This is a genomic window from Streptosporangium sp. NPDC006007 (assembly GCF_040614315.1).
GTDB lineage: Bacteria > Actinomycetota > Actinomycetes > Streptosporangiales > Streptosporangiaceae > Streptosporangium.
This window is the reverse complement of the sequence record NZ_JBEXUG010000008.1, coordinates 179,396-203,737: the sequence shown is the minus strand read 5'-3', so window position 1 is coordinate 203,737 and position 24,342 is coordinate 179,396. Positions and strand designations below refer to the sequence as shown.

Below are 24,342 nucleotides of genomic sequence, written 5' to 3'. Positions count from 1 at the left end.
CGGACGGGTAGTTCTTCATCACCATCAGTGACATCTCTTCCCCTGGACCTCAAGATCCAGTCTCCAAGGTGTCCACATTCAGGGGGGAACGCCCGAACGCATCCACGAGTGATCTAACGACCGATCGCCAAATGAGTCACGGCCTAAACACTCCTCGGCACTGCGGAGTAACCCGGGCATGACGGAGGTAGGTGCGAATCCAGCGCGAACCAGGGCGCGTTGGGTCCCGTCGGTGTGGCCCCGATGCCCGGTCGGCTCAGCGGCGGTAGGCCCAGATCGAGCCGTCGCGGCCAGAGGGTGCCGCGCCGACGGCCCAGATGGAACCGCTCTCCGGCTGGACGGCGAGGTCACGGACGGAGGCGTTCTGGTTCGGCGGAGCCGGGAAGGTGCCCGGCTCGACACCGTCGGTGCCGATGTGCAGGAATCCGCTGCCTGCGCCCTTGGTGTCGTAGACGACCCAGGCCCCGCCTCTGCCGTCGGGCTCGGCCTGGGCGCGCGGCTGGATGCCCGGTTCGCCGCGGACCTCGAAGTTCCAGTCGCCCGGATAGCCGGACAACAGCAGGGTCTCACCGCAGAAGGAGGGTTTCGCGCCGCCGCACGGCCAGGCGGCCCAGCCGACGGCCATCACCCGGCCGGTCTCACCGTCGACCGCGACGTCCGTCAGCTCCGAGATCTGGCCCGGGTGCGCGGACGGGATCGCCGGCAGCGCGACCGCGCGCCAGGCCGTGCCGGTCCAGTGGGCCAGAGCCGCCTTGCCTCGCGTCGAGCCCGCCGCCCACTTGCCGTCGAGTCCTTTGACCACGATCGGCGTGTGGACCTTGCGCCATACCGGCCCGGCCAGGCGCCGCAGTGTGGAGCGCGCCTTCCACCCGGCGTCACCGGCCGACGGGAACGTATTGGAGTTCTCGATGACCCACAGGTTCCTGCCGATGGAGTGCGCCCGGTCCACCCGGCCGTGGCGCCATGGCTTGACCTGCCAGCGCTTGCCGTCCCACCGGGCGTATCGCGACGCGCCGAACGCCCAGACCCGGGTGTCGGACGCCGACGTCAGCCGCCTCACCCGAAAACCCGGCCCGGTGACACGCTTGAAGGCAGACCGGCCGCCCTTCAACAGGAGCGGCTCGGCGCCGGTCGATCCGTGATCCGGGCGCCTGGTCCCGGCGACCCAGACCGCCCCGCCCGGCGTCACCGTCACCGCGTCGTAGGAGTCGCGGCGGTCGTTGTGGACGACACTCCACTGACCGGCCGGCGCCACGGCGTGAGCGGCGGCCGGCCCCGCGGTGACGAAGAAGGCGACGGCTACAGCGGTGCCGCGAAACAACAGTCCCATAAAGGGTAAGACGCGCCTTTCGGGGGAAAAGTTGACATGCCAGCGGGGAATGGGTCGGCCAGGGCAAGAACGTGGCGGGTGCTCGCTCAGTCGACCCGTCCGTACGGGCTCCATGAAAATGTCGTAGGCGTTTGACAGCATGCGGCCATGCTTGAAGGACTCGATGTCGTCGACTGGGCCGGCCTGACCCACGCCTACGGCCGCGCGGGCGATGTGCCGGGCCAGATCCGGGGACTGCGCTCCCCGGACCCCGACATCCGGAGCAAGGCGCTGAACAGCCTCTACGGGAACGTCTTTCACCAGGGCACCCGTTACGAGGCCGGCGCGTACGCGGTGCCGTTCCTGCTGGAACTGCTCGCGGACCCCGCCACGCCGGACCGTGCGGCGGTTCTGGGACTGCTGACCCATCTGGCCGTCGGTTACGCCGAGGGGCATCTGCCGTCCGGTTATCCCGTTGCCGACCATCGTGCGCAGGCCGCGAGAGGAGACGTCCTGCTGGCCGTCGGCAAGGGGTTCGTGGACGAGAAGGCCGAGGAGGACGGGGGCGACGAGCCCGGCCTGTTCCAGTACATGGGGACGCTCGACGACGCCGACAACGGCCGGCTCGACGCCTACCTAGCACTGGCGGCGTACGACGCGGTCCGCTCCGGGCTGCCGTTCTTTCGCGAGCTGCTCACCGACGACGACGTCCCGGTACGGATCGCCGCCGCTTATGCGCTGGCGTGGTATCCGGAGGAGGCCGAGGCCGTTCTGCCGGCGCTGGTCCGGGCGGCGGCCGACCCCGAGCCCGCGGTGGCCGCCACCGTCCTGGTCGCGATCGGCCTGCTCGGCGCCGCCTCCGGCGCGGAACCGACGCCGGAGGTGACGGTCACGCTGGACGCCGCACTGGACGATCCGCGAGACGTCGTGCGCTGGGGTGCGGCCGTCGGGCAGGCGCGGCTCCGCGGTCCGGCCGCCGGCGGGCGCGTCGCCGATGAGCTGCTCGGCTGGGTCGGTCACGCCGGCAGAGCGGACGAGACGATCCCCTTCCTCGACGGTGACCTCCGTGGATACGCCGCGCAGGCGCTGCACGAGCTCGGAGACGTCTACGCCGATGCCCTGTTCGCGGAACTGCTGGCCCGGCTGCCGTCCGTCTCCGGGACCGAGGCGCTTGCGGTGGCGGACGCAGCCCTGCCGATGGCCTTCCCCGAGCCGCTTCCGGCGGGCACCACCTTCACGGCGCTCGACGAGCGCCAGCGGCGGATCGTCCGCGTTCTCGCGGACTCCCCCGGCACCTGGCGGTTCGGCAGTCACCCGTTCGGCAACTTCTCCACGCTCGTCACGGATTACGGGCTGCCGAGATCCGCGCAGGAGATGGCCGAGTACGCCTCCGAACTGCTCTCCGGCTCACCCGGCGCTCAGGCGTAGCGGAGGAGCCGCTCGGCCGCACCGGGCGGGACCGTCCACGAGGCGATGGAGACGAGGTAACGCGCCCACCGGAATATGTTCTCAAGCCATTCGAGCTCATCTCCGGCCCGCCCACGTCGAACGCATTGGATCCGATTACGACTGGTCGGCGTTGAGGGGCCCGGCACGTCAGGGATTCATTCCGGTTCGCGTGTCAAAACAGAGCTTGAGCTGCCGCAGGGTATAGCCGTTACCCGCCGGGTCCAGGGACTTCGTGGCCCCCTTGAAGAGGTACTCGGCCCGTGCGTAGGACAGGCGGCGCCGGCCCGTCTCCGGGCACAGGTCGGCCTCCGCGGGCATCCGGGACGGTCCGGGCCGCCGATCGGCGAGGAACAGAGGGCCCTGAGTCCGGCCGCCCACAAGGAGGGGGAGAAGCCGGGCGGTCTCGGACCGCCAGTTCACCCAGGTGCCGCCTACGCGGGCCCGGCGGTCGTCCAGGTCCAGGTTCTCGACGTTCAAGGAGAGGACGGCCGTCACCCCGGCCGCCGACTCGTGCAGGAGCCGCCACAGGACCCGTTCTCGCAGAGGCAGGCCGGGACGGCTCCAGAGCGCCTTGAGCTGCGCCGCGCCGATCGCCTCCGTCCGGGAAGGAGGCTCGGGACGCCGGTCGAGACCCGCTGCGAGGTGGCCCAAGGACGCCCAGGCGCCGAACGACCTGACGGCCGACCGGTGCCGGTTCCACGTTTTGGCCGCCGCCTCACCCCAGGCTGTCGCGAACACCTCCGCCACCTGGTCGGAGGTAAGGGAGGCCAGCGGCATCCGGTCGCCCAAGGTTAGGCGGAGGCGCCGCAGAGTCTGTCCGTACGAGCGGATCGTCCCGGCGTCCAGATCGCCGCGCCCCAGGAAGCCCTGAACGGCCTCCGCGAGCGTGACCTCCGACGTGCCGGTGACGGCGATCTCGTCCGCACGGCGGTGCAGAAAGGCGCGCTCGGCGACATTCCTGGTGAGAGACGCGGCCCGTTCGAACTCCAGCCGTGCCTCTCCATACCGTCCCAGCCGGGCCAGGAGATCACCCCGGACGCCCGGAAGGAGGTGGTAGTCCTGCAGCGTACGATCGGCGGCCAGGGAGTCGACCAGGGCTAACCCCGCCTGCGGCCCCTGCGCCATCCCGAGCGCCACTGCCCGGTTCAGCTGCACGACCGGCGTCGGCAGCAGCCGGGCCAGTGCCTCGTACAGGGCCGTGATCTTCGCCCAGTCGGTGTCCTCGGCGGTCCGTGCCTGCGCGTGGCACACGGCGATCGCCGCCTCCAGCACGTAACGGCCGGGGGCGCCACCGATCTGCCGGGCCCTCAGCATCGCGGTGAAACCACGGCGGATGAGCAGCTGATCCCAGCGCCCCCGGTTCTGCTCGTGCAGTTGGACGGGCTCACCCGACGGCCCGATCCGCGTGGCCGAGCGGGACGCCTGGATCTCCATCAGCGCGACCAGTCCGTGCACCTCGGCCTCGTACGGTGCCAGCTGGGCCAGCATCCGGCCCAGCCGCAGCGCCTCAAGGCAGAGTCCCGGCCGTATCAGATCGTCCCCTGACGTCGCCGAGTACCCCTCATTGAAGATCAGGTAGATGACACCCAGTACCGAGGACAGGCGCTCGGTCAGCTCGGAGTCGTCCGGCAGCTCGAACGGCACCCGCTTCCCGGCCAGCGTCCGCTTCGCCCCGGCGACGCGCCGGGCGATCCTCTGCTCGTTGACGAGGAACGCCCGCGCGATCTCCTCGGCCGTCAGACCGCCGAGCAGCCGGAGTGTCAGCGCGACCCGCGCCTCGGTGGGCAGGACCGGGTGGCAGGAGAGGAACATCAACCGCAGGACATCGTCCCGCGCGGGGGCCTGTTGCTGCTCCAGCTCGTGGGCGAGCTGCTCGTGCTTGCGTTCGAGACGCTGGGACCGCCGGATGTGATCGATGGCACGGCGCTTGGCGATGGCCGTCAGCCAGGCGCCCGGATTGTCCGGGACTCCCGACTCGGGCCACTGTTCGAGCGCGGCGACGAGCGCGTCCTGGGCCAGCTCCTCTGCGCGGCCGACATCGTGCACCATCCGGGTAAGCCCGGCGATGATCCTGGCCGATTCAAGTTTCCAGACCGCGTCGATCGTACGGCGGACGTCTCTGGCAGGCACGACGACAGCGGCTCAGGGACCGAAGACCTGCTGGATCACGCTCTCGCCGTCACCGACGATCTCGCGGAAGCGGCGGGCCAGCTCGATCACCTCCTCCTTGGAGCGGACCTCGACCAGCGCGAAGCCGGCCACGGCCTCCTTGGCCTCGGTGAACGGCCCGTCCGTCACCGTGATCTCCTCACCGGAGGACGTCACACGGACGCCGCCCGGCTCCAGACCGCCGGTGGCCAGCAGGACACCCGCCGCGGTCAGCTCCTCAACGAACTTGCCCATCTCGATGTACAGACTCTCGTCGGGGACGGTGTCGGAGGCTTTGGTCGTCATCAGGTAGCGCATGGGTTTCTCCTTCTGTTCCGTTGCTCTGCCTACGCGTCGAGTAAGCCTACGTGGCAGGGAATGAAGGCGTTCCCTGCCACATCATCGGATCGACGTGTGAGCGAGAACCGAAGAAAACGAACCCGAGAAGGGCATCGGCCATGACCGCCGTCCAGATCCCCAGCACCACCGCCATCGCCTCCCGCGCCGCCGGCACGGCCCTCCTGATCGGCGACGGCTGGGCGATGAGCGGAAGCAAGGCGGGCTCCCTGACCCTGGCCGTCGGTGCCATCACCGCGATGCTCTGGATCTCCACGGTTGCCGCCCGGTATCGCCGCGGCCTCTGAACCTCCCCCGCGAGAAGGCACGTCACAGGCGTCCCCAGCAAGGGAATGCGGTACCAGGCGAGGCGCTGTGCGGTCGCCGTACGTGCTGTTACTTGATCGTTATGGGGCAAGGTAGGCCATAACCCAGTTCTCGGCTGTCTCACGAGTGGAACGCGCTAAGTCCGAAAGTGGCGCGAAAGCTCATATATGAGGAGTAGACCGTGAACACCCTCAAGCGGATGGCTCATGCCTCGCTTGCCCTCGTCGCCCTCGCAGGTGCGGCGGCCTGCTCTGTGGAAGGCCACCCGGCCGCTCAGCCCGTACCCGCGCCCGTCGGAGCCACCGCTGAGATCGGCAAGACCGCCGAGACCGGTGGGACCGTCGTGGCCGGTAAATCCGGTAAATCCGGTAAATCCGGTAAATCCGGTAGGGCCGGTAGGGCTGGTAAAGCCGGTGAGGGGGGCAAGGCCGGGAGTGGGAACGTTTCGCCTCCGGCCGGGGGTGCCGCCGGCAAGGCCGCTCCCCGGAAGGAGCCGCTCGGCATCGCCGACATCACGCCGATGGACGAGAAGACCGAGACCGTCGGTGTCGGCTTCCCGATCATCGTCACCTTCGACAAGCCGGTCGCCAACCGGGCCGCGGCCGAGGCGGTGTTGCAGGTCCAGGCGGACAGGCCGGTCGAGGGCGCCTGGCGCTGGGTCTCCGACCGCAAGGTCGTCTACCGCACCAAGACCTTCTGGCGCCCGCACCAGAAGGTCCTCCTCACCGCCCGCCTCAGCCAGATTCCTGGCAACGAGGCCACCAAGGACGTCACCCGCCGCTTCGCGGTCGGCACGGCCAACATCTCCGTGGTCGACACCCGCAAGCACGTGATGAGGGTCCGCCGCGACGGCAGGCTCGTCAAGCGCATCCCGATCAGCGCGGGCCGGGGCGGCCTGGTCAAGAACGGTGTCGACGTCTACCTCACCACCAGCGGCACCCACCTCACGATGGGCAAGAGGGAGGTGGAGACCATGACCTCCTCCTGGCTGGGTGTCACCGACCCCGAGGACAGCCTCTACTACAAGCTGGAGATCCCCTGGGCGGTACGGATCTCCGACAGCGGCGAGTACGTCCACCAGAGCGCGGGCGCCTACCAGTTCCTCGGCAGGTCCAACCAGAGCCACGGCTGTGTGCGTGCCACGCCCGCCGGGGCCAAGTGGTTCTACGGGATCGCCCAGCGCGGCGACGTCGTGCAGATCACCGGCACCAGGCGGAAGCTCGACTGGCGCAACGGCTGGAGCTTCTGGCAGCTCAGCTGGAAGCAGTGGAAGCGGGGGAGCGCCCTGCCGGCCACGGGCGCCGGCCCCACCACGGGGACCGGACCCGCCACCGGCACCGGGCCTACCACGGGGACCGGCCAGAACGAGGAGAGCGGGCAGGAGGGCTGATCCCCGCCGAGGGCGCGGGCGCCGGTCCGGTCGTACCGGTCGTGCTGACCGCGGACCCCGATGACCGGGAACGCTCGCCGGGTCGCGCGTCGTTCACCGGGGCCGGTCAGGCCGGTGTCGACGCTCGCCGTACCCGCGTGGTGGATGGGCGATGGGCGCCGGTTGGTGGTGATGTGCGGACGTCTCGCGGGCGGAGAGTCCTTCCCACCGATCCGGGGTAGAGGTGCTGGTGCTGACACGGCCCCCCACAGGATCGGAGAGCGGGGGTGTCCGAGGTGGTGGGCAAGGTGGTGCGGGGCGGGGCGTCCGCCGTGCTTATGGTGGCCGTGCTGGTGACAGCCGGGCTCGTGGGAGGGGTGGCGCTCGTCGCGCCGCGGTCCGCGGAGGCGGTGACCGGGCCGGTCGGGTCCGACGATCGCGTACCGATCGTCATCGCGCATCGGGGGGCCAGTGCCTTCCGGCCCGAGCACACGCTTGCCGCCTACCGGCTGGCCGTCCGGATGGGCGCCGACTACATCGAGCCCGACCTGGTCTCCACCAAGGATCACGTGCTGGTCGCCCGGCACGAGAACGAGCTGTCGAAAACCACCGACGTCGCGAACCACCCCGAGTTCGCCGGTCGCAGGACGACCAAGACCATCAACGGCCGCCAGAGGACCGGCTGGTTCACCGAGGATTTCACGCTCGGCGAGCTGCGCGCCCTCCGGGCCAGGGAGCGCTTCCCCAAGCGGCGCCCGCGCAACAGGGCGTACGACGGGCAGGCGGGGATCCCGACGCTGGACGAGGTCGTCCAGCTCGCCCGGCGGTACGGCGTGGGCGTCTGCCCCGAGATCAAGTATTCGACCTATTTCGCCTCGATAGGGCTGCCGATCGAGGGGCCGCTGCTGCAGACCCTCGGACGGTACGGCTGGAAGGACGGCGGAGCCCCGGTCTTCATCCAGTCGTTCGAGACCACCACGCTCAAGAGGCTACGTTCCGTCACACGGCTCCGGCTCGTCCAGCTCATCGGCGCGAGCGGCAGGCCGTACGATCTGGTGGCCGCAGGTGACCGGCGCAGCTACAGCGACCTGATCACCCCGCAGGGCCTGGCGCAGATCGCCACGTACGCCGACGGCATCGGGGTGATCACCTCGCGGGTCGTGCCTCTCGGTTCCGACGGGAGGCTGGGAACGCCGACCTCGCTCGTCCGGGACGCCCACCGGCTGGGCCTCCAGGTTCTCGTCGCGACCGTCCGGAACGAGAACGCGGGACTCCCGGCGGACTACCGGCGGGGGGATCCGGCCCGCCCCGCCTACCGGCGCGCCGCCGGCGACGTGGAGAGCTGGCTGAGACGGCTCTTCGCGCTCGACGTGGACGGAGTGTTCGCCAACGACCCCGTGGCCGCGCGCGTCGTGCGGGATCGCGTGTGCCCTGGGGACTGACGACCCGTCAGAACCGATCGAGCCCGATCCGGTCTTCACCGAGGCCCGCGTGCCGGTCGCCCGGCACGAGAACGAACCGTCGAAGAGCGCCGACGTCGCGAACCTCCCGAGTTCGTGAGGTGTCGCCGATGTCTGTGGCACCTGATCAGGTATGACCGTTAGCCGACCGGTGGCTCAGGGTAGGTCTGCCGATACCCAGTGTGCCCCCCACAGGATCGGAGAGTGGGGGTGCCCGAGGTGGTGGGCAAGGTGATGCGGGCCGGGATGCCCGCCGTGCTCGTGGCGGGTGTGCTGGCCGGATTCACGGGGGCGACGGCGCCGGTCGCGCTCCCGCCCGCGATCGCGGCGGACGCGCCCACCTGTGGTGGCCGTGAGCCGATCGTCATCGCGCATCGCGGCGCCAGCGCCTTCCGGCCCGAGCACACACTCCTCGCCTACGAGGCGGCCATTCAGATGGGCGCCGACTACATCGAGCCCGACCTGGTCTCCACCAAGGATCACGTGCTGGTCGCCCGGCACGAGAACGAGCTGTCGAAGACCACCGACGTCGCCAGCCACCCCGAGTTCGCCGACCGCAAGACGGCCAAGGTCGTTGACGGTGTCCGGCGGACCGGCTGGTTCACCGAGGATTTCACGCTCGACGAGCTGCGCACCCTGCGCGCCAAGGAGCGTCTCCCCCAGGTGCGGCCGGGCAACACGGCCTACAACGGGCTGGCGCGGATCCCGACGCTGGACGAGGTCGTCCAGCTCGCTCAGCAGAGCGGTGTGGGCGTCTACCCCGAGACCAAGCATTCGACCTATTTCGCCTCGATAGGGCTGCCGCTCGAAAAGCCGCTGGTGGAGACCCTCCGGCTCCGCGGCTGGGACGACGTGTGCGCCCCGGTCTTCATCCAGTCCTTCGAGACGGCCAACCTCAAGGAGCTGCGCTCCGCCACCCGGGTGCGGCTGGTTCAGCTCATCGGCGCGAGAGGCAGGCCGTACGATCTGGCGACGGCCGGTGACCCGCGCACCTACAGTGACCTGATCACCCCGGACGGTCTGGCGCAGATCGCCACATATGCCAACGGCATCGGCGTGGTCACCTCGCGGATCGTGCCCATCCGTCCCGACGGGAGGCTGGAGGAGCCTACCTCGCTCGTCCAGGACGCCCATCAGAAGGGGCTCCTGGTTCATGTCGCGACCATCCGTAACGAGAACGAGTATCTTCCGCTGGAGTACCGCAGGGGGGATCCGGCCAGCCCGGACTATCCGCGTGCGGTCGGCGATGTGATGGGCTGGCTGGAACGGCTCTACCGGCTCGACGTGGACGGGGTGTTCGCCGACGATCCCGGGGTCGCGCGTGCCACGCGCGACCGTCTCTTCAGCGACAACTGACCTCTTCCGTGGAACGCCGCGGAACATCGCGGAACGTCGGGGAACGGGGTACATGTCCTGACTATCCGAGCTCGCGGGGGGCTGGTTGAAGGCGGTGCGAAACATGATTTTTCGTTCAAGATCACCGGGGGCCGCGAGGTTATCGTAAGCGTATGAGCAGATTATTCGCTTTCGGCGCTATCGATGCTGAGACGCTCGCGCGAAGGGCGTCGTCGTTCGGCGGTCAGGCCGCGGCGTACGCGCGGGAGCGGCCCGACTATCCCGATGACGCCGTGCTGTGGGCGCTCGACCCCGTCTCCGACCGTGTGCCGTTGCGTGTCCTCGACCTGGGAGCCGGGACCGGGAAGCTGACCGAGGTACTGCTGCGGCACACCTCCGGGCTCGCCGAAGGCGCCAAGGTCACCGAGGTGATCGCGGTGGAGCCCGATCCGGCCATGCTCGACCAGCTCCGCCGGCGGCTGCCCGGGGCTCGGGCGTTGGCCGGGTCGGCTGAGAAGATCCCGCTGCCGGACGGGGCGGTCGACGCGATCCTGGTCGGGCAGGCGCTGCACTGGTTCGACCTCGACCGGGCCCTGCCGGAGATGGCCCGGGTCCTGACCCCGGGCGGGGTGCTGGCCGGGCTTTGGAACCTCGACGACGACCAGATCCCGTGGGTGAGGGAGCTGAAGAGGGTGGCCAGGAGCACGGTGTCGTTCACCAATTGGCGGGCCGAGGAGATCCCGCTGCGGGGGCCGTGGTTCCGGGAGGTCGAGCAGGTCCGCTTCCCGCACGTTCAGCGCCGGACCGCGGAGACGATGGCGGCCACGATCGCCACCCACTCCCACGTGCTCACGCTCCCCGGCTCCGAGCGCGCCGAGCTGCTGGCTCGGGTGGTCGACTACCTGCGTTCCACCCCTGAGACCGCGCACGGCGAGTTCGAGCTCCCGATCATCACCGCGGTGGTTCGCGCGCCACGCGAATAGTGGCGCGGCCGGGAACGCTCGGGGGCGGGGAGTGGTGGATGGGGCCGGATGGGCGAAGGCGGCCACGATGCGGCGGGAGAGAAAATATGCCCGTTTTGCTAACTCACGCGCATCTTCCCGTCCCGTCTTATTAAGATCTATTCCGGACTGTGACCATGGCCTGGAATCGTGGGCAACCGCGCCAAAGCGGTCAACTGTGCCGAAATGGGGAGAAGCTGTGCTGAAGTCCAAGACGCGGTGCCGCGTCGCGGTCAAGTCAGTTGCTGTCGGAGCGGTCAGCGGGGGTCTCATCTTCGGCGCCGTCCCCGCGGTCGCCTCTCTGGCCGCGATTCCCAAACCGGTCACCTACACCTGCAATCCCGTCGGTAGTCCCGCCGCCGGCGCCGTCACCGGCAACAGCTACAAACTGCAGATGGACCTGACCGCTCCGCTCAGCGCGGTCCCCAACTCCCCTCTCGTGGCGACCTGGAGGATCGGTCAGCCCGCCGTTCCCGGACCGGCCCTGACCGCGCCCTCCGCCATCGCGGCCGGTGACCGGCTCGTGATCGACGCGGACGTGGTGATCACGGGCACGCCCCTCCCGTCCCCGACGGAGACCCGGACGGTCGGAGCCACGTCGACCCCCGGAGCGGTGGCGGCCGGCACCGCGCTGCCGTTTCCCGCCGTGCTGATCACGGTGACGCCCACGGCGACCGGGGTCATCGGGATCCAGCCTCACGACTTCACCCTCGTCCACAGCCCGGCGGCCGGCACCGCGACCAAGGCCGACCTGTACGACTGCACCGCGGCCCCCGCCGAGGCTTCGACCGCCGCGCTGCAGGTCACGGTCAGGCCGCAGGGCGCCGGGATGGGGACCGGCACGCCGACGAACATGGGCCTCCCGACCGGAAGCTCCACCCCCACGGCCACCCCGGAGCCGACGATCACCCTCACCCGGACCGAGACCTCCAAGCCCGTGAAGGACAGACAGGTCGAGGAGACCCCCCGGGGCGCGGCCTCGACGGGCGGTGGCGGGGAGGCCGGGCCGGACGCCCGCATGATCGTCCTCGGCGGCTCGCTGCTGATGGCCCTGGCCGGGGTCGGCGGACTCGTGCTGCGCCGCCGTAGCGCGCTCAGGGGCTGACCGGAGCGGCTGGATGACCACCCCGACGCCGGACGGCCGACCGCCTCGGGCTCCCAGGCCCGCGCCGCCGTACCGCTATGGCCCGGTCCAGCCGCCCTACCCGCCTCAGGGGCATCCGGTCTACCAGGGGTACGGCCCGCCGTACGAGGAGTGGCCCGAGGAGCGGGTGAACGACGGCCGGATCCTGCGGTCGGTGCTCATCCTCGCCGGGGTCGCCGGAGTGGTCACGGTGCTGGTGGGCCTGCTGCTCATGATGGTCGCGCCCGAGCAGTACGGCCTGGCCGACCAGCGCACCACGCTGCCGCCCCGCAGCCAGGCGAACGCCACCGGCCTGCCGGACCCCTATTTCCAGGCACCCGCGACCGCGCCGCCACCTCTGCCGAGCATCCCGGCGGCTCCCGCCATGCAGCCCTCGACCCCGGTGCGCCTGGTCGTCAAACGGCTCGGCATCAACGCGCCGATCAGCTCGGTCGGGCTCGACGGGCAGGGGGCGATCGAGGTGCCCGCGGTCGCCGACCCGAACCTGGTCGGCTGGTACCGCTCGGGGCCCACCCCGGGGGAGGCGGGGCCGGCGATCATATTGGGGCACAAGGACACCCGCTCGGGGAGCGCGGTCTTCAGCCGCCTCGACGAGATCCGGAACGGTGACGTGATCGAGGTGCGGCGCAAGGACGGCATCGTCGCGGTCTTCACGGTGGGCGGTCTCGAACAGGCGGAGAAGTCCGTCTTTCCCACCCAGCGTGTGTACGGCGAATCGCCCAACCCCCAGCTCCACCTGATCACGTGTGGTGGCACCTACAACCGCACCACCGGTCACTACACCGACAATGTCATCGCCTACGCGACGATGACGAGCACGCGCAGGGCATGAACGCCGAGACCACGGCGACGGGCTGGACCCCCGGGGTTTCGAATGTCCTGGGATTCCTGCGGAGACGGCGGCACGGGGCGGCGCTGGGCGCGCTCGTGGCACTGGCCGCGACGGCCTACTCGGTGCTCGGCCTGGTCAGGCTTCTCACCTTCAGGGCCAGCGCCTTCGACCTGGTCGTCTTCGACCAGGCCGTACGCGGCTACGCCACGTTCGGCGCGCCCGTGGAGCCGGTGGTCGGCATGCGGTACGGCGTCGGGATGGACTTCCTCCAGCTCGCCGACCACTTCTCGCCCATCGTGGCGGTTCTGGCCCCGCTGTACTGGATCCACAGCGGGCCGGAGACGCTGATCGTCGCGCAGGGGGCGCTGCTCGCGTCGGCGGCGATCCCGATCTGGCACTACGCCGAGCGCCGCGTCGGCGCGGGCCCCGCCCACCTGGTCGCGGTGGCCTACCTGGCGTCGTGGCCGGTCGCGCAGGCCGCCGGGTTCGACGTCCACGAGGCGGCGTTCGTCCCCCTGCTCAGCGCGATCATGATCGAGCGGGTCGACGCCGGCCGGATGGCCGCGGCGATACCCGCGGTCATCGGCCTGTTCCTGGTCAAGGAGGACATGGGCCTGCTGGTCGTGGGGTTCGGCGTCCACCTCCTCGTCACCCGGCGGCGGATGGAGGGGGCGGCGTTCGTCCTCTTCGGGCTGGGGGCGCTGGTGATCGTCCGCAACGTGCTGATGCCGATGGCGGGCTCGGGGGCCGCCGGGTTCCACTGGGCCTACGGTGACCGGGGCGCGACCCTTGGCGAGGTCGTGCTCTCCGTCGCCCGTGACCCGCTGGGCGCGCTCTGGCAGATGGTCAGCCCGGAGACCAAGATGGACACCCTGGTCCTCCTGCTCTGGCCGACGTTGCTGACCGCGCTTCTGTCACCGCTGGTCCTGACGGCGCTTCCGCTCGTCGTCGAGCGGTTCCTGGCTGACCGGCAGCAGTGGTGGGGGACGGAGTATCACTACAACGCCTTTGTGGTCGCCGTTCTGGTCTGTGCCGCGGTGGACGGCGCCCACCGGCTCGGAAAGCGGTTCCCCGGGTGGGACGTGACCGCGCGCTGGGCGTTCGCGGTCTGCGTGATCGGCGTCACGCTCATCCCGAGGTTCGCGCTCGGCGACCTTCTGGAACCGTCCTTCTACCGGGGGGAGCCGCACGTCGCGGCGGCGCGCGAGGCGGTGGCCAAGGTCCCGGACGGGGTGGTGGTGGAGGCCGCCAACAGCGTCGGACCGGCGCTCACCGCGCGGACGACGGTGCTGCTCTGGGAGCCGCGGCCCTACGGCGCGTCCTGGATCGTGGCCGACGTGGCGCGGTGGACCTATCCGTTCGCCGACCAGGACGCACAGCGGCGGCGGGTCGACGAGGCGTTGCGCGGCGGCTACGTCAAGGTGTTCGAGCGCGACGGCTACATCGTGCTGAACCGCCCGTCCTGAACCCCTGATCGATGGCACGACCCGGCTCGTGACGTCTGTTTCGCGGGGCCCGCGGGCCGGGCCGTCCAGGTGCGCGGCTCTCTCCGGGCCCCCTTGCGGACCGCCGCGGGACAGGGCGGGGGTTCTGCGGTAACCTGCCAATGACCGAATAATGCTCGGTTTCGCCCGCGGGAGGCACTGTGGCAGAGGCGTACATCGTCGGAGCGGTCCGCACCCCGGTGGGAAGAAAGAAGGGCGGCCTGTCCGCCGTCCACCCCACCGACCTGGCCGCGCACACCCTCCGGGCCCTCATCGAGCGCACGGGCGTCGACCCCGCCGCGGTGGATGACGTGATCATGGGCTGTGTCATGCAGTTCGGCCCGCAGAGCATGGACATCGCGCGTAACGCCTGGCTGTCGGCGGGCCTGCCGGAGAGCGTGGCCGGGGTGACCGTCGACCGGCAGTGCGGCTCCTCCCAGCAGTCGATCCACTTCGCGGCCCAGGGAGTGCTCTCCGGCACCCAGGATCTCGTGGTGGCCGCGGGAGTGGAGTCCATGAGCATCGTGCCGATGGGCTCCCCCGTCACCGCGGCGCTGGAGAAGGGCATGCCCTTCCCCTTCGGCGACCGGTGGGTGGAACGGTACGGCAAGCAGGAGATCTCCCAGTTCCGCGGCGCCGAGCTCATGTGCGAGAAGTGGGATCTCGGCCGTGAGGAGCTGGAGCGGTTCGCCTACGGCAGCCACCAGCGCGCGGCCAAGGCCGTGGCGGGCGGCCACTTCAGAGACCAGATCGCCCCGATCAACGGCGTCGAGGACGACGAGGGCCCGCGCGCCGACACCACGCTGGAGAAGATGGCGGCGCTGAGGACGCTGCGGGAGGGCGGCCGGATCACCGCCGCCACCTCCTCGCAGATCTCCGACGGCTCCGGGGCCCTGCTGATCGCCTCCGAGCAGGCGGTCCACGACCACGGCCTGACCCCCAGAGCCCGCGTCGTCACCCTGACGCTCACCGGCGGCGACCCGGTCTACATGCTGACCGCGCCGATCCAGGCGACCGGGAAGGCGCTGAAGAAGGCGGGCCTGTCCATCGGCGACATCGACGTCACCGAGATCAACGAGGCGTTCGCCCCGGTCCCGCTGGCCTGGATCAAGGATGTCGGCGCCGACCCGGCCAGGGTCAACCCCAACGGCGGCGCGATCGCCCTGGGCCACCCGCTGGGCGCGACCGGCGCGATCCTGATGACCAAGCTGCTGCACGAGCTGGAGCGCACCGGCGGCCGGTACGGCCTGCAGACGATGTGCGAGGGCGGCGGCCAGGCCAACGTCACGATCGTCGAACGCCTCTGACCGGTCGCGGGGAGCGCCACCCGGCCGGACGTCTCACCTCGGCGCCGCTGAGACCTTGGTCCTGATGGTGTGTGCCGATCGGCCCTGGTCACGGCGGGTGCGGTGGGGACACCGTAGGGCTGAGAAACTCCGCGAGCCGTTGGGGGAGCGATGGGACGCGCAGTGACGAGGGGGATCGTCGCCGGGTCGGTTCTGGTGGCCGCGGCGATGACAGGGGTCGCCGCGGCGAATGTGAACGACGTTCAGCCGAGGCCGGCTCCCTCCGAGGAACAGACCTACGGTGACCACATGGGGCCCGGTATGGGACCCATGTGCTCGGTGGACAGCGAGTTCGACTATCTGACGCGGATGGTGCCCCACCACCAGGAGGCCGTCGCCGCCGCGGAGCAGCTCCGGCGCTCCGGACGCCCGGAGATGCGCCGGTTGGGGGCGACGATCGCGACGACGCAGACCGCTGAGATCGCGAAGATGAGGAACTGGCTGGCCGAGTGGTATCCAGGAGAGTCCACGGCGGTTCCCTATCGACCGATGATGCGTGATCTGTCGAAACTGTCGGGTGACGCGCTGGACGAGACGTTCCTGCGGGACATGATCCCGCACCACATGGCCGCGGTGATGCTGTCTCAGCAGATGCTCGTGCACGGGATCGCGCGGCACGACGAGGTCGCGGCGTTCGCCCGTACGGTGCGCAACACCCAGCAGGACGAGATGGTCCAGATGCGGCGGTGGCTGGCGACCTGGTTCGACGGCAGGGGCGCGCCCGACGGATCGTGGTCCGGGCCGGGGCCCATGTGGGGCGGCCGTGACGGGATGTGCGGCTGGTGAGCCCGGTGTTCCCGGCCCGGTGAGCCCGGTGAGCCCGGTGAGCCCGGTGCTCCCGATCCGGCGCCCCGGCCCGCGGCCTCCGCTTCCTCCGCCCGTCACGCCCCGGTTCCGGAACGCCGGAACCGGGGCGTGACGAGCCGTCAGCGACCGCCCTTGCCGGGGATCCGGCGCGACTGCCGGGTCGGCCGCATCGGCGTGGGCGGCATCGGCGTGCGCCGCGGCGCCGGGGCGGGCCGGCCCCGCTCGGGCAGTTCGGGAAGCCCGGGAAGCCCGGGAAGCGGCATACGAGGCTTGGGAGCCTTATCGTGGTTTCCGTGCTTGCTGGACGCGTGAATTCGCATATGGACTCCTTGAAGACAGTGACGACGCGGCTGTAGGCCGTGCCGGAAACTCAGCTGCCGCGTCAGACGAACGGGGCCGGAGAGCTGAGTGCGGGCGGATCAGACGAGGCTGATCGACGCCGGCGCTTAGGAGTTGATCCACATGCGATCACCGTACGGCGGCCGTGCCGTACGGTGCAAGCCATTTATTCCGGGCCGGGGCTCGGGGCGGGACGCTCTACTTCGGGGATCTCGACGTGGCGCTCTACTTCGGGGCGCTCTACTTCGGGACGCGGGCCACGCAGAAGACCGTCTGGCCGAACGGCGGGCGGATGAAGCGCTCGATGAAGCGGGTGGCCGGCACCACGGTACGGTCGTAGATCTTGACCAGGCGGGGGTCGGGGTAGCCGACGCCGCCGCGGCGGACCGCGGCCCACCAGGCGATGCCGCCGAGGAAGTTGATCGGCTTGAGCACGTCGACGTCCAGGCCCGCCTTGGAGACCGTGCTGCGCAGGGTGGCGGGGGTGTAGCGGGTGACGTGGCCGACCTTGCGGTCGAAGTCTCCGTACAGCTGCATGTAGCCCGGAACCCAGATCACGATCCGGCCGCCGGGCAGGGTGACCCTCGCCAGCGAGCGCAGGGCCTCGACGTCCTCCTCGATGTGCTCCAGCACGTTCATCATCACGACCGTGTCGACCTTCTCACCGATCGGGATGTCGGTCGGCAGGCCGAACTGCAGCACGTCGATGTCGTCGCGCCCGGCGAAGCGCTCGCGGAGCCGCTCCACGCAGTAGGGGTCGAAGTCGCTGACCACCAGCCTGTCCAGGCGGGGCAGGAACTGCTCGGCGAAGTGCCCCAGACCCGAGCCGATCTCCAGCATGGACCGGCCCACGTGCGGGGCGACCGTGTCGAGCTCGTACTGCCGGTAGTTCTTGGCCTCGTCCCCACCCAGGTGGTTCTCCAGGGCCTCGTCACCGGCCGCGGGTTGCACTACGCGGTCATACCCAGACATGCGGTTCCGTCCAGCTCGCTCACAGAAAACCGTGGCGGGCCACGGCTAAGGACAGGCAGAGTCTAGTAGTGCTTCCCCGGGAGCCGCCCCCGAATCGGGCGCCGCGGCCTAGCATGAGCGCCCCTATGGAAACTACCTTTGTCGGCCGGAGTGCGGAGATCGCACAGGTGGTCCGTCTGCTGCGCGAGTCCCGCCTGGTCACGCTCACCGGACTGGGCGGTGTCGGTAAGACGCGCCTGGCACGCCGGGTCGCCGAGGAGGTCTCGGCGGAGTTCCCCGGCGGCTGCCGGCAGGTCGAGCTGGCCCCCCTCACCGATCCGCACCTGCTGCCGGCGACCGTGGCCGACGGCATGGGCCTGGCCGACCGGTCCGCCCGGCCGCAGCAGGAGGTACTCGCCGACTGGCTGAGCTCGCGCCGGTCGCTGCTCATGCTCGACACCTGCGAACACCTGGTCGACGCGGTGGCCTCGCTGGTCGACACCCTGCTGCGCCGCGCGCCCGGTCTCCGGGTGCTGGCCACCGGACGCCAGCCGCTCGGCGTGTCCGGCGAGCACGTCTATCCCGTCCCGCCGCTCCCGGTCGAGGACGCGGTGACGCTGCTTCGCGACCGCGCCGGCCTGACGGAGGGCGTGGGTGGCGTGGGCGGCGCGGACGGTGAAGCCGGTCTGGCCGAGCTCTGCGAGAGGCTCGACTGTGTCCCGCTGGCGATCGAGCTGGCGGCCGTACGGCTGCGCACCACGTCGCCTGAGCGGCTCATCCGCGAGCTGGGCGACCGCTACCGCCTGCTGACCGGCGGTGGCTCGATCGGCGACGACCCGGTCGGCGGTGACCCGATGAGTGGTGATCCGGCAGGTGGTGTCCCGGCCGGCGGTGCCCCGGTTGGCGACGGCCCGATCGGCGGTGGCGTGACCGGTGGCGGCGGGCTGGTGCGGCACGAGTCGCTGCGCGCGGCGATGGGCTGGAGCCACGAACTGTGCACCCCGGCCGAGCGGCTGCTGTGGGCCCGGCTGTCGGTGTTCGCCTCCGATTTCGACCTGGAGGCCGCCGAGCAGGTCTGCGCGGGCGGTCCGCTCCCGGCCGCGCTGGTGCTGGAGGCGCTGACCGGGCTGGCGGAGAAGTCCCTGGTGCAGCGGGAGGACCACCCCACCGGTGTACGGCTGCGCATGCTGGACACCGTCAGGGAGTTCGGCGCCGAGTGGCTGCACCGGCTGGGCGAGCACGAGACGGTCAGGGGCCGTCACCGTGACCACTATCTCCGGCTGGCCGAAAGATGTGCCGCCGAGTGGCCGGGCCGCCAGGTGGAGTGGTACGCGAGGATGCGCGCCGAGCAGTGCAACCTGCGCAAGGCGTTCGAGTTGTGCCTGGCCGACCCCGGGTGGACACGGGCGGCTCTGGACCTGGCCGGGTCTCTGTGGTTCCTCTGGATCTGCTGCGGCCTGGTGCGTCAGGGCCGCCACTATCTGGAGGCCGCGCTGCGATCCGACGCCGAGCCCGGCCCTGAGCGGACCAGGGCGCTCTGGGTCTGCGCCTGGGTCGCCGTGCTCCAGGGGGACCTGGAGGCCGCTCGGGAACTGCTCGCCCGCTGCCGTGCCGAGGACGCCGGGGGGAGCGCCGCCGGGTACGTCCTCCAGATAGAGGGTTTGCTCGCTCTGACGCGCAGGGACTCCTCGCGTGCGGTCGAACTGCTGGAGCGGGCCGTCGTCTGGCACACGGCCGGGGGTGACATGTCGGCGGGGTTGCTGCCCTGCCACATGCTGGCGGCGCTGAGCCTGCTGGCCGCGGGGCGGCCGGAGGCGGCGGACAGCATGCTGGTCAAGGGGCGGGGGCTCTGCGAGGCGTACGGGGAGGAGTGGAGCCGCACCCAGATGGAGTACGTCTCCGCCTGGGCGGAGCACCTCAAGGGCCGCCCCTCGGGGGCACTCCGTCACGCCAGGGCCGCGCTCGCGGGGGCGAGGCTCTTTGAGGACCTGCTCCTGACCGTCGCCTGCGTCGAACTGATCGCCTGGACGGCGGCGGCGGAGGCGGTCAGGGCGAAGGCGGGCGCAGGGAGGGGCGCGGAGACGGGGGCGGCGCGCAGGGCGGCCAGGCTTCTGGGGGCGGCCCAGGTCGTCTGGGACTCCTCGGGGCTGCCGCAGTTCCTCTCGCCGATCTTCATCACGGTCCGTCAGAGGGCCGTCACCCAGGCCGTCAAAGTCCTGGGGGGTGGAGAATTCGATACCCGTTTCGCACAGGGGAGGGCGCTTGACCTGCGGCTTGCTGTGAAATATGCACTGGAGGAGAAAAATTCATAACCGGCGATGTCAGATCTGACCGGGTCTGCCGCCGGTTCCGTGGTTGGCTTGCCACCTCATGCGGAGGGGCGAGGAATTCGGTGGCGGATACGCGGATACGTCGGGACAACGTTCCGGCGGAGACGAGCAGCCTCGTCGGGCGCGCAGCTGAGCTCGACGAGCTCGCCGTACTGATCGGCCATTCCCCCCTGGTGACCCTCACCGGGGTCGCCGGTGTGGGCAAGACGAGGCTGGCCGTCAGGACGGCCGACCGGCTCCGTGACTCCTTCAGCGACGGGGTGTGGGTCGTCGAGCTCTCGGCGGAGCAGAACGGCGACCTGGTCGGCCACACCATCGCCGCGGTGCTCGGTATGCGGGAGCAGGCGGCCCGGCCGCAGGCCGAGGTGCTCGCGGACTTCCTCGCCGACAAGCGGCTGCTGCTGGTCCTGGACACCTGCGACCATCTGATCGACTCCTGCGCGGCGCTGCTGCGCCGGATCCTGTCCGACGCCCCGCACGCCCGGGTGCTCGCCACCAGCCGCCAGCCGCTCGGGCTGCCGGGGGAGCGGCTCATGCCGATCGAGCCGCTGGCGGTGCCCGCCTCCGGAGGCACCGCCTCGGAGGCGGTACGGCTCTTCACCGAGCGGGCTCAGGCCCTGGTGCCCGACGTCGCCCTCGATCCACACGAGGTGGCCCAGGTCTGCCGCCTTCTGGACGGCATCCCCCTCGCCATCGAGCTGGCCGCGCGGCGGCTGCGGACGCTGTCGGTGCGGCAGCTCACCGAACGGCTGGACGACCGGTTCGCGCTGCTCGTCGGCGGGAGCCGTACTCCGCTTGGACGCCACCAGACCCTGCGCACCGCGGTGGGCTGGAGTCACGAGCTGTGCACCGCGGAGGAACGCCTGCTCTGGGCCAGGCTCTCGGTCTTCGCCGGCTGGTTCGACGTCGACGACGTGCGGGCGGTGTGCGCCGACGGGCGGCTCACCGTGTTCCCGCTGGGGCGGCTGGTGGACAAGTCGATTCTGCTCGCCAGGGGGTCGCGCTACCGGATGCTCGACACGGTCCGCGACTACGGCAGGGAGTGGCTGTGCCGCCTGGGCGAGGAGGCGACTCTCGTCGCCCGCCACCGTGAGCACTATCTGGCGCGGGCCCGCAGGGCGGAGGCCGAGTGGTACGGCCCGAGGCAGCCGCAGTGGGCCGACTGGGCGCACCGGGCGATGCCGGACCTGGAGGCGGCCCTCGCCTGCGACGACGGGTTCGACCTGGTGACCGCGCTCTGGTTCGTCTGGTGCTGCCTCGGCCAGGTGCGGCAGGGGCGCCGTCACCTGGACCGGGTGCTGGACGGTCACGCGGACCCGAGCCCGGTCAGGACCAAGGCCCTGTGGGTGTGCGCCTGGGTCGCGCTCGCCGCGGGTGACACGGCCGCGGCGAGCGGGCGGGCGGACGAGGCGTACGAGGCGGCGATGGCCGAGGGCGACTTCGCCGCGGCCGGGTGCGCCCGGCAGAACGCCGCGGCGACCGCCCTCGTCCTCGGCGACCCGGACGAGGCCGCGCGCCTCGCGGCGGAGGCGGCCGAACTGTTCGAACGGGCGGTCCACCTCCACATCGGGCTGCCCCTCGCCGAGGTGACGATGGCGATGGCCTGGGGCCTTCGAGGTGAGTCCGGCCTGGCCGTGGGGGTGCTCATGCGGCAGTGGGCCAGGTGCGCGGAGCGGGGTGAGCTCTGGGCCCGCTCCTACGGCGATCAGGTGCGTTCGCTCGTCGAGCTCGGCCGGGGAGATCTCGACGCCGCGGAGGCGTACGCGCGGACGGCGCTTGAGGTCAGGTGGAGGCTGGGCGACACCCTGGGCGGCGCCCTGACGCTGGATCAGCTCGCCGCCACCGCCGTGGCCCGGGGAGACGGTGGCCTGGCCGCCTTCCTGCTCGGCGCCGCCCGGCGGATGTGGACGACCTCCGACCTGTCCGAGCGTGGTTCGTGCCCTTTCGCGATCTCCGGCCGTCAGGCGGAGAGCCGGGCCAGGGCGCTGGTGGGTGACGAGGTGTACGAGCGCGCCTTCACCAGGGGGATGGACACGGATCTGGACGTGACCATGACCCGAATCCTGGACATTGAGGGATTCGATCAGTTTTAGTGTGAATTTTAGGGTGAATGCGCACGCCGCCAGGAGAGAGCGCGCGTTGACTTCCTCTCCCTGGCCGAAGCCCGGAGTCTCCACGCTGGAGGAATTCGATGAGCGCGTTCGTCGGCAGACGGGACGAGATCGCGGAGATCGTGGCCCTGTTCGAGCGGGCCCGGCTGGTCACCCTGTCCGGCGCCGGTGGTGTGGGCAAGACCCGGCTCGGCCTCGAACTCGTCCGGATGGTCGCCCCCGGGGCGGCGGTGGTGGACGTCGCCGAGACGGACGGCCCCGACGCGCTGGTCTCGGCGGTCCTGGACGCCGTCGGCGGCTCCACCGCGCCGCTGCTCGTGCTGGACACCTGCGAGGTGCTGATCGGGCGGGTCGCGACGCTGGTCGGTGAGCTGCTCACCGCCGATCCCGGGCTCCGCGTCCTGGCGATCGGCCGCCAGTCGCTCGCGGTCCCCGGCGAGCATCTGCGGGTGCTGACCGGCCTGCCGCCCAAGGACGCGTGCGCCCTGCTCGCCGACCTGAGCGGCGTGTGGCTCCCCGAGGTGTGCGTCAGGCTGGACGGCCTCCCACTGGCGATCGAGCTGGCGGCCGCGCGGCTGCGCACGATGTCCGCCGCCGACATCCTGGCCGGGCTGGAGGGCCGGTTCGACCTCCTGGTGGACGAGGGCAGGGGCGGTCCGTCCCGGCATCGGGCGCTGGCCACCTGCATCGGGTGGAGCCACCAGCTCTGCACGGCTCAGGAACGGCTGTTCTGGGCCCGCGCCTCGGTGTTCGCCGGAGAGTTCGACCTCGACTCGGCGACCTACGTCTGCCAGGACGACACGCTCCGAGCCGAGGACATGATCGACGTGATCACCGGCCTGGTCGACAAGTCCGTGCTGCTCTGCCGTCAGGTCCCGGGCGGAGTCCGGTTCCGGATGCTCGACGGGCTGCGCGAGTTCGGCGCGAGCTGGCTCGCCCTGCTCGGCCAGGAACACGCGGTACGGCTCCGCCGGCACGACCTCCGCCTCGCCCCCCGCGACCAGGGCCCTCCCGACCGGCCCTGAGCCCGTCCCCCGGCACGCATCCCCCTCGCCCCTCAGTCCCTCAGTCCGCCGTATTTTCCGGCTCCGGGGAGATCAGCCAGTCGTCGATCTCCCTGAGCAGGTCCTTGCGCACCGTCTCGGGGGCCGTCGACGCCCGGATCGACTGCCTGGCCAGCTCGGCCAGCTCGGCGTCGCGGAAGCGGTACACCTGCCTGGCCAGCTCGTACTGCGGCAGCAACCGGGCGCCGAACAGCAGCGGGTCGTCCGCGCCCAGCGCGACCGGCACCCCCGCCTCGAAGAGCCGTCGCAGCGGCACGTCCTCGGGCCGCTCGGCCACCCCGAGCCCGACGTTGGAGGTCGGGCAGATCTCGCAGGCGATCTGCCGGTCGGCCAGGCGCTCCATCAGCCGGGGCGACTCGGCCGCCCGCACACCGTGCCCCAGCCGGTCGGCGCCCAGCACGTCCACGCACTCCGCCACGCTGTCGGCGCCCAGCAGCTCCCCGCCGTGCGGTACGGCCAGCAGCCCGGCCCGTTTGGCGAGCCGGAAGGCCCCGTCGAAGTCCCGGGCCCGGCCTCGGCGCTCGTCGTTGGAGAGCCCGAACCCGACGACGCCCTGGTCCATGTAGCGGGAGGCGAGACGGGCGAGCGTCTTGGCGTCCAGCGGATGGCGGGTCCGGTTGGCGGCCACCACCACGGCGATCCCGATCCCCGCGTGGTCGGCGGCCCGGCGCGCGGCCTCCAGCATCAGCTCCAGGGCCGGGGTGAGGCCGCCGAACCGCTGGGCGTAGCCGGACGGGTCCACCTGGATCTCCAGCCAGCGCGACCCCTCGGCGGCCTCGTCCTCTGCGGCCTCCCGCAGCAGCCGGTAGACGTCGTCCTCCCGCTGCAGGACCGTGCGCGCGATGTCGTACAGCCGCTGGAAGCGGAACCAGCCCCGCTCGTCGGTCGCCCGCAGCCGGGGTGGCCAGTCCTGCACCAGCGCGTCCGGCAGGTGCAGGTTCTGCTCGCGGGCGAGCTCGATCAGGGTGGAGTGCCGCATCGAGCCGGTGAAGTGCAGATGCAGGTGGGCCTTGGGCAGGTCGCTGAGCGGACGGGGCATTTCCACATGGTGCCGTATGTCCGGCGTCCCGGGGCCGTTCTTGCCCTCACCCGGGTAGCCCGCCGGTGTCCTGTCCACCGGACTTTTCCCCTCAACCGGGCGGACCGGACCCGGAGACCACACAAAAGGGGCCTCGGACCGTTCCCGATCCGGGCCCCGCT

Annotated in this window: 20 protein-coding genes; 14 read left to right on the top strand and 6 right to left on the bottom strand. The window is 71.0% G+C overall.

From position 1 onward, the window contains the following. Positions 1–256: 256 nt before the first annotated feature. Positions 257–1,330 (bottom strand): hypothetical protein, encoded by a 1,074-nt coding sequence (locus tag ABZ194_RS09790; RefSeq protein ID WP_355594271.1) that lies wholly within the window; start codon positions 1,328–1,330, stop codon positions 257–259. Between the two features lie 147 nt (positions 1,331–1,477). On the opposite strand from ABZ194_RS09790, the gene ABZ194_RS09785 reads away from it, so the two are divergent. Next, on the top strand, positions 1,478–2,737 hold the full coding sequence (locus ABZ194_RS09785) for a HEAT repeat domain-containing protein (RefSeq protein ID WP_355594269.1): 1,260 nt from the start codon (positions 1,478–1,480) through the stop codon (positions 2,735–2,737). A 168-nt stretch (positions 2,738–2,905) separates the two neighbouring features. On the opposite strand, the gene ABZ194_RS09780 is transcribed toward ABZ194_RS09785, so the two are convergent. Together ABZ194_RS09780 and ABZ194_RS09775 are read right to left on the bottom strand one after the other, a co-directional pair. After that, a complete protein-coding gene (locus tag ABZ194_RS09780) occupies positions 2,906–4,888 on the bottom strand; it encodes a sigma-70 family RNA polymerase sigma factor (protein WP_355594267.1) in 1,983 nt (660 codons plus the stop codon). A 12-nt stretch (positions 4,889–4,900) separates the two neighbouring features. Next, positions 4,901–5,224: a YciI family protein gene (locus ABZ194_RS09775; RefSeq protein ID WP_355594265.1), complete on the bottom strand. Its 324-nt coding sequence runs from the start codon at positions 5,222–5,224 to the stop codon at positions 4,901–4,903. Positions 5,225–5,364: 140 nt separating this feature from the next. On the opposite strand from ABZ194_RS09775, the gene ABZ194_RS09770 reads away from it, so the two are divergent. The 10 genes from ABZ194_RS09770 (at position 5,365) to ABZ194_RS09725 (ending at position 16,326) form a co-directional block, all read left to right on the top strand. Then, complete coding sequence (locus ABZ194_RS09770; RefSeq protein WP_355594263.1) at positions 5,365–5,550, top strand: hypothetical protein; 186 nt, start codon at positions 5,365–5,367, stop codon at positions 5,548–5,550. 539 nt (positions 5,551–6,089) lie between these two features. Continuing rightward, complete coding sequence (locus tag ABZ194_RS09765) at positions 6,090–6,959, top strand: L,D-transpeptidase (RefSeq protein ID WP_355594261.1); 870 nt, start codon at positions 6,090–6,092, stop codon at positions 6,957–6,959. 266 nt (positions 6,960–7,225) lie between these two features. Further along, entirely contained in the window at positions 7,226–8,380 is a 1,155-nt protein-coding gene (locus tag ABZ194_RS09760; protein ID WP_355594259.1) for a glycerophosphodiester phosphodiesterase, read from the top strand. Positions 8,381–8,608: 228 nt separating this feature from the next. Further along, on the top strand, positions 8,609–9,754 hold the full coding sequence (locus ABZ194_RS09755) for a glycerophosphodiester phosphodiesterase (protein ID WP_355594257.1): 1,146 nt from the start codon (positions 8,609–8,611) through the stop codon (positions 9,752–9,754). A gap of 152 nt (positions 9,755–9,906) precedes the next feature. Then, positions 9,907–10,716 (top strand): class I SAM-dependent methyltransferase, encoded by an 810-nt coding sequence (locus tag ABZ194_RS09750; RefSeq protein WP_355594255.1) that lies wholly within the window; start codon positions 9,907–9,909, stop codon positions 10,714–10,716. Positions 10,717–10,933: 217 nt separating this feature from the next. Then, positions 10,934–11,839 carry a hypothetical protein gene (locus ABZ194_RS09745; protein WP_355594253.1) on the top strand — a complete coding sequence of 302 codons (906 nt, stop codon included), beginning with the start codon at positions 10,934–10,936 and terminating at the stop codon, positions 11,837–11,839. A gap of 13 nt (positions 11,840–11,852) precedes the next feature. Beyond that, a complete protein-coding gene (locus ABZ194_RS09740; protein ID WP_355594251.1) occupies positions 11,853–12,710 on the top strand; it encodes a class F sortase in 858 nt (285 codons plus the stop codon). Beyond that, on the top strand, positions 12,707–14,176 hold the full coding sequence (locus ABZ194_RS09735; RefSeq protein ID WP_355594249.1) for a DUF2079 domain-containing protein: 1,470 nt from the start codon (positions 12,707–12,709) through the stop codon (positions 14,174–14,176). Before ABZ194_RS09740 ends, ABZ194_RS09735 begins: the two co-directional genes overlap by 4 nt. A gap of 179 nt (positions 14,177–14,355) precedes the next feature. After that, positions 14,356–15,501: an acetyl-CoA C-acetyltransferase gene (locus tag ABZ194_RS09730; protein ID WP_355594247.1), complete on the top strand. Its 1,146-nt coding sequence runs from the start codon at positions 14,356–14,358 to the stop codon at positions 15,499–15,501. Positions 15,502–15,651: 150 nt separating this feature from the next. Further along, the gene (locus tag ABZ194_RS09725) at positions 15,652–16,326 is read left to right on the top strand and encodes a DUF305 domain-containing protein (protein WP_355594245.1); all 675 of its coding nucleotides are present in this window, start codon (positions 15,652–15,654) and stop codon (positions 16,324–16,326) included. A gap of 140 nt (positions 16,327–16,466) precedes the next feature. On the opposite strand, the gene ABZ194_RS09720 is transcribed toward ABZ194_RS09725, so the two are convergent. Both ABZ194_RS09720 and ABZ194_RS09715 read right to left on the bottom strand, forming a co-directional pair. Then, positions 16,467–16,667, bottom strand: a complete 201-nt coding sequence (locus ABZ194_RS09720; protein WP_355594243.1) for a hypothetical protein — start codon at positions 16,665–16,667, stop codon at positions 16,467–16,469. Between the two features lie 259 nt (positions 16,668–16,926). After that, entirely contained in the window at positions 16,927–17,637 is a 711-nt protein-coding gene (locus ABZ194_RS09715) for a methyltransferase (protein WP_355594241.1), read from the bottom strand. 146 nt (positions 17,638–17,783) lie between these two features. On the opposite strand from ABZ194_RS09715, the gene ABZ194_RS09710 reads away from it, so the two are divergent. From ABZ194_RS09710 to ABZ194_RS09700, 3 genes are all read left to right on the top strand, one after another. Continuing rightward, positions 17,784–19,949 carry an AAA family ATPase gene (locus tag ABZ194_RS09710; protein WP_355594239.1) on the top strand — a complete coding sequence of 722 codons (2,166 nt, stop codon included), beginning with the start codon at positions 17,784–17,786 and terminating at the stop codon, positions 19,947–19,949. Between the two features lie 80 nt (positions 19,950–20,029). Next, positions 20,030–22,060, top strand: coding sequence for an AAA family ATPase (locus tag ABZ194_RS09705; protein WP_355594237.1), 2,031 nt, complete (start codon positions 20,030–20,032; stop codon positions 22,058–22,060). 98 nt (positions 22,061–22,158) lie between these two features. Beyond that, a complete protein-coding gene (locus ABZ194_RS09700; RefSeq protein WP_355594235.1) occupies positions 22,159–23,103 on the top strand; it encodes a hypothetical protein in 945 nt (314 codons plus the stop codon). A 40-nt stretch (positions 23,104–23,143) separates the two neighbouring features. Here ABZ194_RS09700 and ABZ194_RS09695 read toward each other — a convergent pair whose 3' ends face one another. Then, complete coding sequence (locus tag ABZ194_RS09695; protein WP_355594285.1) at positions 23,144–24,181, bottom strand: adenosine deaminase; 1,038 nt, start codon at positions 24,179–24,181, stop codon at positions 23,144–23,146. Positions 24,182–24,342: the final 161 nt, after the last annotated feature.

Bases quoted from the DNA above. Each gene is read 5' to 3' on its own strand.
- ABZ194_RS09790 (WP_355594271.1), bottom strand. From the start codon at position 1,330: ATGGGACTGTTGTTTCGCGGCACCGCTGTAGCCGTCGCCTTCTTCGTC.
- ABZ194_RS09700 (WP_355594235.1), top strand. From the start codon at position 22,159: ATGAGCGCGTTCGTCGGCAGACGGGACGAGATCGCGGAGATCGTGGCC.
- ABZ194_RS09775 (WP_355594265.1), bottom strand. From the start codon at position 5,224: ATGCGCTACCTGATGACGACCAAAGCCTCCGACACCGTCCCCGACGAG.
- ABZ194_RS09735 (WP_355594249.1), top strand. From the start codon at position 12,707: ATGAACGCCGAGACCACGGCGACGGGCTGGACCCCCGGGGTTTCGAAT.
- ABZ194_RS09695 (WP_355594285.1), bottom strand. From the start codon at position 24,181: ATGCCCCGTCCGCTCAGCGACCTGCCCAAGGCCCACCTGCATCTGCAC.
- ABZ194_RS09770 (WP_355594263.1), top strand. From the start codon at position 5,365: ATGACCGCCGTCCAGATCCCCAGCACCACCGCCATCGCCTCCCGCGCC.
- ABZ194_RS09740 (WP_355594251.1), top strand. From the start codon at position 11,853: ATGACCACCCCGACGCCGGACGGCCGACCGCCTCGGGCTCCCAGGCCC.
- ABZ194_RS09785 (WP_355594269.1), top strand. From the start codon at position 1,478: ATGCTTGAAGGACTCGATGTCGTCGACTGGGCCGGCCTGACCCACGCC.
- ABZ194_RS09750 (WP_355594255.1), top strand. From the start codon at position 9,907: ATGAGCAGATTATTCGCTTTCGGCGCTATCGATGCTGAGACGCTCGCG.
- ABZ194_RS09720 (WP_355594243.1), bottom strand. From the start codon at position 16,667: ATGCGAATTCACGCGTCCAGCAAGCACGGAAACCACGATAAGGCTCCC.
- ABZ194_RS09710 (WP_355594239.1), top strand. From the start codon at position 17,784: ATGGAAACTACCTTTGTCGGCCGGAGTGCGGAGATCGCACAGGTGGTC.
- ABZ194_RS09725 (WP_355594245.1), top strand. From the start codon at position 15,652: ATGGGACGCGCAGTGACGAGGGGGATCGTCGCCGGGTCGGTTCTGGTG.
- ABZ194_RS09765 (WP_355594261.1), top strand. From the start codon at position 6,090: ATGGACGAGAAGACCGAGACCGTCGGTGTCGGCTTCCCGATCATCGTC.